This window comes from Psychroserpens sp. S379A, from assembly GCF_049800755.1.
Taxonomy (GTDB): Bacteria; Bacteroidota; Bacteroidia; order Flavobacteriales; family Flavobacteriaceae; genus Psychroserpens.
This window is the reverse complement of record NZ_JBNAFQ010000002.1, coordinates 48,713-62,273: the sequence shown is the minus strand read 5'-3', so window position 1 is coordinate 62,273 and position 13,561 is coordinate 48,713. Positions and strand designations below refer to the sequence as shown.

The 13,561-nt window shown below is 34.8% G+C and carries 9 protein-coding genes; 8 read left to right on the top strand and 1 reads right to left on the bottom strand.

Annotated elements, in window-relative coordinates; genetic code table 11:
• Window positions 1–8: 8 nt before the first annotated feature.
• Together nusA and infB are read left to right on the top strand one after the other, a co-directional pair.
• Complete coding sequence (nusA, locus tag ACP15M_RS05080) at window positions 9–1,241, top strand: transcription termination factor NusA (RefSeq protein ID WP_425076103.1); 1,233 nt, start codon at window positions 9–11, stop codon at window positions 1,239–1,241.
• Between the two features lie 64 nt (window positions 1,242–1,305).
• Window positions 1,306–4,026, top strand: coding sequence for a translation initiation factor IF-2 (infB, locus tag ACP15M_RS05075; protein ID WP_425076102.1), 2,721 nt, complete (start codon window positions 1,306–1,308; stop codon window positions 4,024–4,026).
• A 65-nt stretch (window positions 4,027–4,091) separates the two neighbouring features.
• Here the strand turns inward: infB and ACP15M_RS05070 are convergent, their stop codons facing one another.
• Window positions 4,092–4,478, bottom strand: a complete 387-nt coding sequence (locus tag ACP15M_RS05070; RefSeq protein ID WP_425076101.1) for an SPOR domain-containing protein — start codon at window positions 4,476–4,478, stop codon at window positions 4,092–4,094.
• A gap of 244 nt (window positions 4,479–4,722) precedes the next feature.
• Here ACP15M_RS05070 and ACP15M_RS05065 point away from each other — a divergent pair, with 244 nt between their 5' ends.
• From ACP15M_RS05065 to ACP15M_RS05040, 6 genes are read left to right on the top strand one after another with little or no spacing between them, the layout of a single operon-like run.
• Complete coding sequence (locus tag ACP15M_RS05065; protein ID WP_425076876.1) at window positions 4,723–6,024, top strand: cytochrome c3 family protein; 1,302 nt, start codon at window positions 4,723–4,725, stop codon at window positions 6,022–6,024.
• Between the two features lie 33 nt (window positions 6,025–6,057).
• Window positions 6,058–9,300 carry a TAT-variant-translocated molybdopterin oxidoreductase gene (locus tag ACP15M_RS05060; protein WP_425076100.1) on the top strand — a complete coding sequence of 1,081 codons (3,243 nt, stop codon included), beginning with the start codon at window positions 6,058–6,060 and terminating at the stop codon, window positions 9,298–9,300.
• Between the two features lie 33 nt (window positions 9,301–9,333).
• Window positions 9,334–11,070 carry an NrfD/PsrC family molybdoenzyme membrane anchor subunit gene (gene nrfD / locus ACP15M_RS05055; protein WP_425076099.1) on the top strand — a complete coding sequence of 579 codons (1,737 nt, stop codon included), beginning with the start codon at window positions 9,334–9,336 and terminating at the stop codon, window positions 11,068–11,070.
• Between the two features lie 9 nt (window positions 11,071–11,079).
• Entirely contained in the window at window positions 11,080–11,610 is a 531-nt protein-coding gene (locus tag ACP15M_RS05050) for a DUF3341 domain-containing protein (protein WP_425076098.1), read from the top strand.
• A gap of 9 nt (window positions 11,611–11,619) precedes the next feature.
• The gene (locus ACP15M_RS05045) at window positions 11,620–12,180 is read left to right on the top strand and encodes a c-type cytochrome (protein ID WP_425076097.1); all 561 of its coding nucleotides are present in this window, start codon (window positions 11,620–11,622) and stop codon (window positions 12,178–12,180) included.
• A gap of 26 nt (window positions 12,181–12,206) precedes the next feature.
• Window positions 12,207–13,550, top strand: coding sequence for a quinol:cytochrome C oxidoreductase (locus tag ACP15M_RS05040; protein WP_425076096.1), 1,344 nt, complete (start codon window positions 12,207–12,209; stop codon window positions 13,548–13,550).
• Window positions 13,551–13,561: the final 11 nt, after the last annotated feature.

Here is a 13,561-nt window from a genome sequence, read left to right as displayed (position 1 = left end):
TAAGAGTAATGGAAAATATTGCATTAATTGATTCTTTTTCAGAATTTAAAGATGAAAAGTTAATCGATCGTGTAACGTTAATGGCAATTTTAGAAGATGTCTTGAGAAATGCCTTAAAGAAAAAATATGGTGACGATGATAACTTCGATATTATTATCAATCCAGATAAAGGGGATTTAGAAATTTGGAGAAATAGAATTGTAGTTGCAGATGATGAAGTTGAAGAACCAAATCAAGAAATAGCCTTATCTGAAGCTCAAAAAATAGAACCTGATTTTGAAGTTGGTGAAGATGTGGCTGAAGAAGTAAAACTTGTAGACTTAGGTCGTCGTTCAATTTTAGCATTAAGACAAAACTTAATTTCTAAAATCCACGAGCATGATAATACTAACATCTATAAGCAATTTAAAGATTTAGAAGGTGAGATTTATTCAGCTGAAGTTCACCACATTCGTCACAGAGCCATCATTCTTCTTGATGATGAAGGGAATGAAATCATCCTTCCTAAAGACAAGCAAATTCCTTCAGATTTTTTCAGAAAAGGAGAAAATGTAAGAGGCATCATCGAAAGTGTTGAATTAAAAGGAAATAAACCAGCAATCATCATGTCAAGAACTGCTCCAGTATTTCTTGAAAAATTGTTTGAGCAAGAAATTCCAGAGGTATTTGATGGCTTAATTACGATTAAAAAAGTGGTTCGTATACCTGGTGAAAAAGCAAAAGTGGCAGTAGATTCTTACGATGATAGAATTGATCCTGTTGGAGCTTGTGTTGGTATGAAAGGATCTAGAATTCATGGTATTGTTCGTGAACTAGGAAATGAAAATATCGATGTTATTAATTATACAAATAACCTTAATTTATTTATCACACGAGCACTTAGTCCAGCTAGAGTAACGTCTATAAAAATTGATGAAGAAGGAAAAAGAGCTGAGGTCTTATTAAAACCAGAAGAAGTATCTAAAGCTATTGGTCGTGGTGGACATAACATTAGACTAGCAGGTCAATTAACAGGTTATGAAATAGATGTGTTTAGAGAAGGTGCTGAAGAAGATGTCGAGCTAACAGAGTTTACAGATGAAATCGAAGCTTGGATTATTGAAGAGTTTAGCAAAGCAGGTTTAGATACAGCAAAAAGTATTTTAGAACAAGATGTAGAAGACCTTGTAAAACGTACAGATTTAGAAGAAGAAACAATATTAGATGTTATTAGAATTCTAAAAGAAGAATTCGAAGATTAATGCCAATTAACAATGTTGTATTAATTTGGTATAAAAGATTTTTAAGTTATATTATAAGCAGTTTATGGCTCAAACAAGATTAAATAAGGTATTACGAGAACTCAATATTTCTATTGATCGTGCTGTTGATTTTTTAGAATCAAAAGGTGTCGAGATAGAAAAGAGCCCTAATACCAAAATATCAGAAGAGGTTTATGCAATTCTTTCCGACGAATTTCAAACAGACGCTAATAAAAAAATGGCGTCGCAAGAAGTAAGTGAAGCTAAGTTAAAGGAAAAGGAAGAATTGCGCGAACAACGTGAGCGTGAGCTTGAAGAGAGGGCTAAAGAAGCAGAAAAAAAGAAGAAAGAAGTTGTTAAGGCAAAAGCAGAATTAAGTGGTCCTAAACAAGTTGGTAAAATAGACTTAGACGCGTCTAAAAAAGAAGAAACTCCAACTGAAGAAAAGCCTAAAAAAGAAGCTGCACCTAAAGTTAAAAAGGAAACTGTTAAAGCTGAAGTTGTTAAGAAGGAAACTCCTAAAGTAGAAAAAGCTCCTGCTAAAACTGAAGAAAAGGTAGTTGCTAAAGCTGAAACTAAAGCTAAAACAGAAGAGCCTGTTGAGCCTGTAGACGAAACCTTAAAAACACAATATCAAAAACTATCTGGACCTAAAATTGCTGGAGAAAAAATAGACCTTTCAAAGTTTAATAAACCTAAAAAGAAAAAGGAAGAAAAGAAACCAGCAGAAAAGAAAACGGCTTCTGGAGATGCCAATAAAAAGAAAAGGAGACGTATTAGTAAAGGACCAGGTTCTGGTGATAATAACTTTAGAGGCGGAAATCAAAGAGGTGGATTTAAAGGAAAAGGAAAACGCTCTAATGTTGTAAAAGAAGAGCCAAGTGCTGAAGAAGTACAAAAGCAAGTTCGTGAAACACTAGAAAAACTTCAAGGAAAATCTAGCAAAGGAAAAGGCGCAAAATATCGTAGAGAAAAAAGAGAACAACATAGAGAGCAGTCTGAAATAGATGCGCAAATTGAAGATGCAGAAAGCAAAATTCTTAAAGTTACCGAATTTGTAACAGCAAATGAGGTGGCAACTATGATGAATGTGTCTGTAACCGAAATTATTTCAGCTTGTATGTCGCTTGGTATGATGGTTACCATGAACCAACGTTTAGATGCTGAAACCTTGTCTGTTGTTGCAGATGAGTTTGGTTATAAAGTTGATTTTGTCACTGCAGATATTGAAGAATCAATTGAAGAAGTTGAAGATAAACCTGAAGATTTAGTTGATCGTGCACCAATCGTAACTGTTATGGGTCACGTAGATCATGGTAAGACATCACTATTAGATTATATACGTAAAGAAAACGTAATTGCTGGTGAATCAGGTGGTATTACACAGCATATTGGAGCTTATGGAGTAACTTTAGATAATGGTCAAAAAATTGCCTTTTTAGATACACCAGGTCACGAGGCCTTTACAGCTATGCGTGCTCGTGGTGCTCAAGTAACCGATTTAGCTATTATTGTAGTGGCAGCAGATGATTCAATCATGCCTCAAACAAAAGAAGCTATTGCACATGCTCAAGCTGCCGAAGTGCCAATTGTTTTTGCAATTAACAAAATTGATAAACCTGGAGCAAATCCTGAAAAAGTAAAAGAAGGATTAGCAGGAATGAATTTATTAGTTGAAGATTGGGGTGGAAAAATTCAATCTCATGATATTTCAGCTAAAAATGGAACAGGAATTAAAGAATTACTTGAAAAAGTTTTGCTTGAAGCCGAGTTGTTAGAGTTGAAAGCAAATCCTAGTAAACCTGCTGTTGGAACTGTAGTCGAAGCCTTTTTAGATAAAGGTCGTGGTTATGTATCTACAATCTTAGTTCAAGCAGGAACATTAAAAGTTGGTGATTACGTCCTTGCTGGTAAAAATAGTGGTAAGGTAAAAGCTATGCATGACGAACGTGGTAACGAAATTAAAGAAGCTGGACCATCAACTCCTGTATCAATTTTAGGTTTAGATGGAGCGCCTCAAGCAGGTGATAAGTTTAACGTATTCCAAGACGAAAGAGAAGCGAAACAAATTGCAGCGAAACGTACACAATTGCAACGTGAACAATCTGTTAGAACACAACGTCATATTACCTTAGATGAAATTGGACGTCGTATTGCTTTAGGTGATTTCCAAGAGTTGAATATCATTCTTAAAGGTGATGTTGATGGTTCTGTGGAAGCCTTAACAGATTCGTTCCAAAAATTATCAACTGAAGAAATTCAAGTGAATATTATACATAAAGGTGTTGGAGCTATTACTGAAAGTGATGTGTTGCTTGCAACAGCTTCAGATGCAATTATTATCGGATTTAACGTAAGACCTATGGGTAATGCACGTCAAATTGCAGATAATGAAGAAATTGATATCAGAACATATTCTATCATCTATGATGCAATCAACGACTTAAAAGATGCGATGGAAGGCATGTTGTCTCCAGAGCTTAAAGAAGAAATTACTGGTACTGCCGAAATTAGAGAGACCTTCAAAATTTCTAAAGTCGGAACCATTGCTGGTTGTATGGTTACAGATGGTAAAATTTATAGAAACTCTGGAATTCGTTTAATTCGTGATGGTGTTGTGATTCATACAGGAGAATTGACGTCGTTAAAACGTTTTAAAGATGATGCTAAAGAAGTGGCTAAAGGTTACGATTGTGGTATCCAGTTAAAAGGCTATAACGATATTCAAATAGGAGATGTTATTGAAGCTTTCCAAGAAGTTGAAGTAAAAAAGAAATTAAAATAAAAAACATTAAGACTTAAAAAAGGCGACCAATTTGGTCGCCTTTTTTGTTTTATAAGAACGAGTAATTATTTCTTTTTGTCTTTCTTTGGCTCAAAAATAAAAGCATTGCTATATTTCTTTTTTATTTTTAAAAGAGCCTTGTCAGCTTCTAATCTACTTCTAAAATTACCAACCCATATTTTGGTGTTAGGAGAATCAAACTCCATACTAACAGGCCATTCATTAAACGAGTTTAAGAAATTCTGTTTCGATTTTTCAGCACCAGAACGTGTTCCCGAATAGACTTGAATCTTGAATAAATTTACAGTCTTAAGGTCTTTCTTAAATTCTAATAATTTATCAATATCACTATCTTGATCAACATTAACAATGCCTTCTTGAGCAAAACTACCAATTGTAAAACTTAAAAATACAATTGAAATTACTATAAACTTTATTTTACTTGTTATCATAACTATTTGATTTAATGCAAAGAAAATGATTTTTTTTAAGTGAGTCCATTTTTGTTTTATTTATATAGCTTGTTGAAGATTAAAACCGTTATTTAGAATCTGTATAAATTAACAATTAACAGTTCACTAACATTTCTAAAATCGACATTAAATGTTATTTTTGCGTGAGATTTTACAAACGGTTTTTTCAATTTAATTAATGAAAAAATCATACCAAAGTTTAGAAGATAATTCAACTAACACTATGATACAAGTGATTTACCGTAAACTAACATCAAAATTTCTCAATTTAGGGTTAGTTTTTTTACTCACGATTTCTACTTCACTTACTGCTCAAGAAGGTGATCCAGCAAAAGGAAAAACTTTATTTAATACTAATTGTGCTTCTTGTCATCAACTAGATAAAAAGATGACTGGACCTGCATTACGTGATGTTGAAACACGTTTGGCAGATGAAAAAGGCTTAGACAGAGAGTGGTTAGCTCAATGGATTCGTAACAGTGCTGGTATGGTAAAGGCTGGAGATTCTTATGCAAATGAAATCTTCAATGAGTACAACGGAACAGCAATGACAGCTTTTCCACAATTATCCGATCAAGATATTTCTGATATTTTAGCATATACAGCTCAGCCAAAAGCCGAACCTGTTCAAGCATCAACTTCTAATGTTGTAAATCAAGGTGGAGGAAATTCGGATGGAATTTCAAATAAATTGATTTTAGGTGCGTTAGCAATTTTATTTGCTTTATTGGCAATGGCATTAATCTTAGTGCGTAAGACTTTAAATCGTTTTGCAGAAGCTAAAGGTGTTGATGTAGCTAAAGAAGATAAAACGCTTCCGTTGTGGAAGGCTTTTGTTCAAAATCAATTTTTGGTTTTGGTTTCAGTAATATTCTTATTGCTAGCAAGTGCGTATTTTGTATATGGCTACTTATCTCAAATTGGTGTTGATCAAGGTTATGAGCCTGTGCAGCCAATTCATTACTCGCATAGAATTCATGCTGGTGATAATGGTATCGATTGTAAATATTGTCACTCTTCGGCTCGAGTTAGTAAAACATCAGGTATTCCTTCGTTAAATGTGTGTATGAATTGTCATAAGTCTATTTATGAAGTGGCACCAGAAACACAAGCTGAAGGAATGAATGAGTATGGTGTAGATTACAATGCCGAAATCAAAAAACTGTATGCTGCTGTAGGTTGGGATGATGCTGAGCAAAAGTACACAGGAGAAACACAACCAGTAAAATGGGTGAGAATTCATAATTTACCAGATTTCGCTTACTTTAATCACTCACAGCACGTTACTGTTGCTGGTGTAGAGTGTCAAACATGTCATGGTCCTGTTGAAGAAATGGAAGTGATGTATCAATACTCACCATTAACAATGGGTTGGTGTATTGATTGTCATAGAACAACTGAAGTTAAGGTAAAAGATAATGCGTATTACACAAAAATACACGAGCAATTATCTAAGAAATATGGTGTAGAGAAATTAACAGCTGCTCAAATGGGTGGACTGGAATGTGGAAAATGCCACTACTAATAAGTTTAATACGAAGTAATTCAATTATATAATATGTCATCAAACAAGAAATACTGGAAAAGTGTTGAAGAGCTAAACGAAAATAGCTCTATTGTTGAGACGCTAAAACAGAATGAATTTGTTAATGAGATTCCTACTGAAGAGTTTTTAGGTAATAAAGAATCTTTAGAATCTTCTAACACTACGCGTCGTGACTTTTTAAAGTACGTAGGTTTTAGTACTGCTGCAGCTTCACTTGCAGCATGTGAAGGACCAGTGATAAAATCAATTCCATATGTGGTGCAGCCTGAAGAGATTATTCCAGGTGTTGCTAACTACTATGCAACGACAATTGCTGATGGGTTTGATTTTGCTAGTATTTTAGTAAAAACTCGTGAAGGTCGTCCAATTAGAATTGAAAACAATACAATGGCAACTACTAATGGTAGTGCAAATGCCAGAGTGAACGCTTCAGTTTTAGGGCTATATGATATTATGAGAGTTAAGTCGCCAATGAAAGGTGGTTCTGAAATCTCTTGGTCAACTTTAGATACTGAAGTTGGTCAAAAATTAGAAGAATTAAAGACTTCTGGAAAGCAAATCGTATTGCTAACCCAAACCTTTGCTAGTCCTTCAACTGCAAAATTAATCTCTGAATTTTCTGCTAAGTATGGTAATGTGCGTCATGTAGTTTATGATTCAGTTTCTGAATCAGCAGCATTAGATGCTTATGAGGCTAAATATGGAGAACGTGGATTAGCGAATTATAATTTTGAAAAGGCAGCAACCATTGTTTCTATAGGTGCAGATTTCTTAGGTGATTGGCAAGGTGGAGGTTTTGATTCAGGATATGCAAAAGGACGTGTGCCTAATGAGGGAAAAATGTCTCGCCATATTCAGTTTGAATCAAATATGTCTTTGTCTGGTGCAAATGCAGATAAGCGTGTGCCTTTAACTCCTAGTCAGCAAAAACAAGCTTTAGCTAAATTATATAGTTTAGTTGTTGGTGGTTCTGTGTCAACAGATTTGCCAGAACATATCAATACAGCAGTACAAAATGCTGCAAATGAATTAAAGAAGGCAGGTAGTAATGGTGTGCTAGTAACAGGAATTCAAGACGTAAATGCACAAACAGTTGCTATTGCGATTAATGAATCTCTTGGTAGTAAGGCCTTTGATCCAAAAACACCAATAAAAACAAGACAAGGTAACGCAAAAGATGTGATGGCTTTAGTTGCTGATATGAAAGCAGGTAAAGTTGGAGCTATAATTATGAGTGGTGTAAATCCATTATATACGCTTCCAAATGCATCAGATTTTGCTGAAGGTTTAGGGAAAACTGAACTTTCGGTTTCATTTTCGATGAAAGCAGACGAAACATCTTCAGCATGTGATTATATAGCAGCAACACCTCACTATTTAGAATCTTGGGGAGATGTTGAAATGAAGAAAGGACATTATAGTGTAATGCAACCTACAATTCGTACATTGTTTGATACGCGTCAATTTCAAGAAGCTTTATTGAAATGGACAGATAATGATATGACTTACCGTGAGTATATTAAAGATGCTTGGGGAAGTTCAATATTAATGGGAACTGCTTTTAATAAAGCTGTTCAAGATGGTGTGTATGTGCCAGGAATGTTAGGTAGTAAGCCTAATAGCTCTACAACAACGACAACTCAATTAAAAGATAAAAAAGACAGAACATTTGTTGGAGGTGTTATTCACGATGTTGCTGTAGGTGTTGGTATTAAAGATGAGGACAAGGACGAATATGTAACGACTACAACGACTACAAGTAATGGTTCTGCTTCAGGAATAGCTGCAGTTGATGCAGGAACTGCTGCAAGAACGCTTTCTAAAGCTTCTAAATCTGAAGGTATGGAGTTACAACTCTATACTAAAACAGGAATGGGAGATGGCCAGCAAGCTAATAATCCTTGGTTACAAGAATTTCCTGATCCAATCACAAGAACATCTTGGGATAACTATATGACTGTTTCAGCTGCTGATGCAAAAGCATTAGGTTTGATAAATGAGAATGAAGCAACTGGAGCATTAAATGGAAGTTACGCAAATGTATCTGCTAATGGTACAACAATTAAAGTGCCTGTAATAATTCAACCAGGTCAAGCTAAAGGATCTGTTGGGTTATCATTTGGATATGGAAGAACTTCTGGTTTAAAAGATGAAATGAAAACAGGAGTAAATGCTTTTCCGCTTTACTCTAACTTTGATAATGCGCAAAGCGTAACCATTGAAAAAGCTACTGGAATGCATGAATTTGCTTGTGTTCAGTTGCAAAATACGTTAATGGGACGTGGTGACATCATCAGAGAAACAACACTTGAAGTATTTAATACTAAAGATAAAAAACATTGGAATCCAATTCCTGTAGTATCATTAAATCACGTTGAAACTCCAGTAACATCTCCTGAAGTTGATTTATGGGACGAGTTTGATCGCTCTATTGGTCATCACTTTAACCTATCTATTGATTTAAATTCATGTACAGGATGTGGAGCTTGTGTGATTGCTTGTCATGCAGAGAACAATGTTCCTGTGGTTGGAAAAGAAGAAGTAAGACGTAGTCGTGATATGCACTGGTTACGTATTGATAGATACTACTCTTCAGAAGATACTTTTGAACAAGATGATGCTAAAAAGGATGGTTTCTCAGGACTTTCTGGTGAAAAAGGATCGTTAGGAGGGTTTGGAGAAATGGAAAATCCGGCAGATAATCCACAAGTGGCTTTTCAACCAGTTATGTGCCAACACTGTAACCATGCACCTTGTGAAACTGTTTGCCCTGTGGCAGCAACTTCGCATGGACGTCAAGGTCAAAACCATATGGCTTATAATCGTTGCGTTGGTACACGTTATTGTGCAAACAACTGTCCTTATAAAGTACGTCGTTTCAACTGGTTCTTATACGCTCAAAATGATGAGTTTGATTATCATATGAATGATGATTTAGGACGTATGGTATTAAATCCTGATGTTGTAGTACGTTCGCGTGGAGTTATGGAAAAATGTTCAATGTGTATTCAAATGACACAGAAAACGATTCTTGATGCGAAGCGTGATGGACGTGAAGTTAAAACTGGTGAATTCCAAACAGCATGTTCAGCAGCTTGTAGTAGCGGAGCAATGGTATTTGGAGATATCAATGATAAAGAGAGTGAAGTTGCAAAACTTTTAAAAGATGATCGTATGTATCACTTATTAGAAAGCGTAGGTACTAAACCAAATGTTCAGTACCATGTTAAAGTGAGAAATACATCAGAAGCATAAAAATTAATTAAGAAACAATTATAATAACAAATTATGGCGTCTCATTACGAAGCACCTATTAGAAGACCCTTAGTTACAGGAGAAAAGTCATATCATGATGTAACACTTGATGTGGTAGCTCCAATTGAAGGCAAAGCAAACAAATCGTGGTGGATTGTATTTTCAATTTCATTAGTTGCTTTTCTATGGGGAATTGGGTGTATCATCTACACGATATCAACTGGTATCGGAACTTGGGGTTTAAATAAAACCGTTGGTTGGGCTTGGGATATTACTAACTTCGTTTGGTGGGTTGGTATTGGTCACGCAGGAACACTAATTTCTGCTGTACTTTTATTATTCCGCCAAAAATGGAGAATGGCAATTAACCGTTCTGCTGAAGCAATGACAATTTTCTCGGTTGTTCAAGCAGGATTATTCCCTATCATTCACATGGGTCGTCCATGGTTAGGATATTGGGTGTTGCCTATTCCAAATCAATTTGGTTCGTTATGGGTAAACTTTAACTCTCCATTACTTTGGGATGTATTTGCAATTTCAACATATCTTTCAGTTTCATTAGTATTTTGGTGGACTGGTTTATTACCAGATTTTGCAATGATTAGAGATAGAGCAGTAAAGCCATTCCAAAAGAAAATATATTCACTATTGAGTTTTGGTTGGTCAGGTCGTGCAAAAGATTGGCAACGTTTTGAAGAAGTATCTTTGGTTCTTGCTGGTTTAGCAACACCTCTTGTACTTTCGGTGCATACCATTGTATCTTTTGACTTCGCAACGTCTGTAATTCCTGGTTGGCATACTACGATTTTCCCGCCTTACTTTGTTGCTGGAGCGATTTTTTCTGGTTTTGCTATGGTAAACACTCTCTTAATTATTATGAGAAAAGTGTGTAACCTTGAAGATTATATCACTGTACAACATATAGAGCTAATGAATATTGTCATTATGATTACAGGTTCTATTGTTGGTGTGGCATACATTACTGAGTTGTTTATTGCATGGTATTCTGGAGTTGAGTATGAACAATACGCGTTCTTAAATAGAGCAACAGGGCCTTATGCTTGGGCATATTGGGCAATGATGACTTGTAATGTATTTTCTCCACAGTTTATGTGGTTTAAAAAATTACGTACAAGCATTATGTTCTCATTCTTTATTTCGATTGTTGTAAATATAGGAATGTGGTTTGAGCGTTTCGTGATTATCGTAACCTCATTACACAGGGATTATTTACCATCATCTTGGACGATGTTCTCACCAACATTTGTGGATATTGGAATTTTTATAGGAACGATAGGATTCTTCTTCGTATTATTCCTTCTATATTCTAGAACATTCCCTGTAATCGCTCAAGCGGAAGTAAAAACAATTTTAAAGTCTTCAGGACAGCGTTATAAAAATATTAGAGAAAGAGGTGATAGTTTAGTTGGTACTGGTTCTGATGAAAGAACATCTAGTAAAACAGTAGTTGCTACAACAAAATCTGAAACAAAAAAAACTAAAGAAGACAATTCTGCTAAAGTAAGTGACTTATTAGGAAGTATTGGAACATTTGATGCTAATACTGGTAAAGCAGATGAATTGCAAAAAATTAATGGTATTGGTCCTAAGATGGAAGATGTGTTAAATAGTATTGGTATTTACACATTTCTTCAAGTGAGCAAAATGACAAAGAGAGAATATGACTTGTTAGATTCAATTACAGGTTCTTTCCCAGGAAGAGCAGAACGTGATGATTGGTCTGGACAAGCTAAAAAATTAATAAACTAAAAATAGTACATGGAAGCTTCAAAAGTAATTCACGCTATTTACACAGATGATGACGTCTTAATGAATGCCGTTAAGAAGGTTAAAGCTGAAAGACATCACATCGAAGAAATCTATACGCCTTTTCCAGTTCACGGACTAGATAAAGCTATGGGATTAGAACCAACACGAATAGCTATTGCATCTTTTATTTATGGATGTATTGGTTTAACAGTTGCCATTGTGATGATGAATTTTATCATGATAGAGGATTGGCCTCAAAACATAGGTGGTAAACCAAGTTTTAGTTATATAGAAAACATGCCAGCTTTTGTACCTATTATGTTTGAGTTGACTGTGTTTTTTGCAGCGCATCTTATGGTAATAACGTTTTATTTAAGAAGTAGAATGTGGCCATTTAAAAAGGCTGAAAACCCAGATCCAAGAACGACTGATGATCACTTTCTTATGGAAATAGCGGTTCATGATAATGAAAATGAATTGTCAGACTTGTTAAAAGAAACTGGAGCAGTAGAAGTTAATTTAATTGATAAAGAGCACTAATTTATTCAGATGAAAAGCTTATTTAAAATTATAGTAGTATTAATGGTGTTTGCAAGTATGCTTTCTTGTAAGAAAGATACGAGACCAAACTATCAGTTCATGCCAAATATGTATGAGTCTGTAGGTTATGAAACTTATGCAGAATCTGATGCTTTTCCTGGAGGAGTAGAAGCTCAATTACCAGCTGAGGGTTCTATACCAAGAGGAGGCCATATGCCTCTCGAAATTGAAAATACAAATGATGGTTATCTTTTAGCTAAAACATCATTAATGAGTCCATTAGACTCAACTCAAATTGATAGCGAAAGAGGAAAAGAACTGTATGACATTTATTGTGGAATTTGTCATGGAAACAAAGGTAAAGGACAAGGGAAATTAGTAAAGCGAGAAAAAATACTTGGAGTACCAAGTTATGATGATGCTGGAAGAGCAATTACTGAAGGAAGTATTTACCATACTATTTACTATGGTAAAAATGCAATGGGTTCTTATGCCAATCAATTAAACGAAGAAGAACGTTGGCAAGTTGTAGATTACGTTTTAAAATTAAAAACGGATCTAGAAAAGTAATTTAGATAAAGATTATATATTCAGATATGTACACATTTTCAAGTAAATTAAAAATAGTCTCTATTATACTTATAGTTATAGGTGCACTTGGTGTAACTTATGGGTTTTTTGATTCTCATAAATCGTTAGATCAAGTTAAAGAGATGATTGCTCATGAAGAAGCTGGACATCATGGAGGAAGCCATGTAGCAGATATTGATACTCAAGATGAAGTTGTCCAAGGTCATGGAGAAGACACACATGCTGACGCTGAAGAGCATCATGGTGATGAACATGCAGAACATGTGATGCATCAAATACACAATAGACCTTATGCAGCTTTATATGTTGCAGCATTTTTCTTTTTTATGATAGCACTAGGAGCATTAGCATTCTACGGCATCCAATGGGCTGCTCAAGCTGGATGGTCTCCTGTATTATTTAGAGTTATGGAAGGGATTACGGCTTATGTTTTACCTGGTGGTTTAATTGTTTTATTAGTAGCATTTATAGCAGGAGATCATATCTTTATATGGATGGATCCTGAAGTTGTAGCTCATGACGAATTGATTCAAGGTAAATCAGGTTGGCTAAACAAAACAGGTTTCTTTATTAGAGGTGCAATCTTCTTAGCAGGTTGGGTGTTATACAGACAGTTTGCTAGAAAATTCTCTTTAGCTCAAGATAATGCAGACATAAATGATAATAAAAACTTCAAAAAGACGTTTAGAATTTCTGCAGCATTCCTAGTATTCTATATTTATACAGAGTCAATGATGTCTTGGGACTGGATTATGAGTGTTGATCCTCACTGGTTCTCTACATTATTTGGATGGTATGTGTTTGCATCTATGTTTGTGAGTGGTATTACAGTAATTGCATTAATAACGATGTACTTAAAGTCTAAAGGACATTTGCCATTTGTAAATGATAGCCACTTACACGATTTGGCTAAGTTTATGTTTGCAATTAGTATATTCTGGACCTACTTATGGTTCTCACAATTTATGTTAATTTGGTATTCAAATATACCAGAAGAGGTAACTTATTTTGTAACACGTTTCCAAGATTACCAATTACCATTCTTAGGTATGGTAGCCATGAATTTTATATTCCCACTATTGATTTTAATGAATAGTGATTATAAACGAATTCCTTGGTTTGTAGTAATGGCTGGTATTGTGATTTTATGTGGTCACTATATTGATGTGTTCAACATGATTATGCCTGCAACAGTTGGAGATAGATGGTATATTGGTATTCCTGAAATAAGTTCGATAATGCTTTTTGCTGGATTATTCATTTTTGTGGTATTTACTGCGCTTACAAAAGCTCCACTACTAGCAAAAGGGAATCCGTTTATTAAAGAAAGTGAACATTTCCATTATTAATAAATAAATAA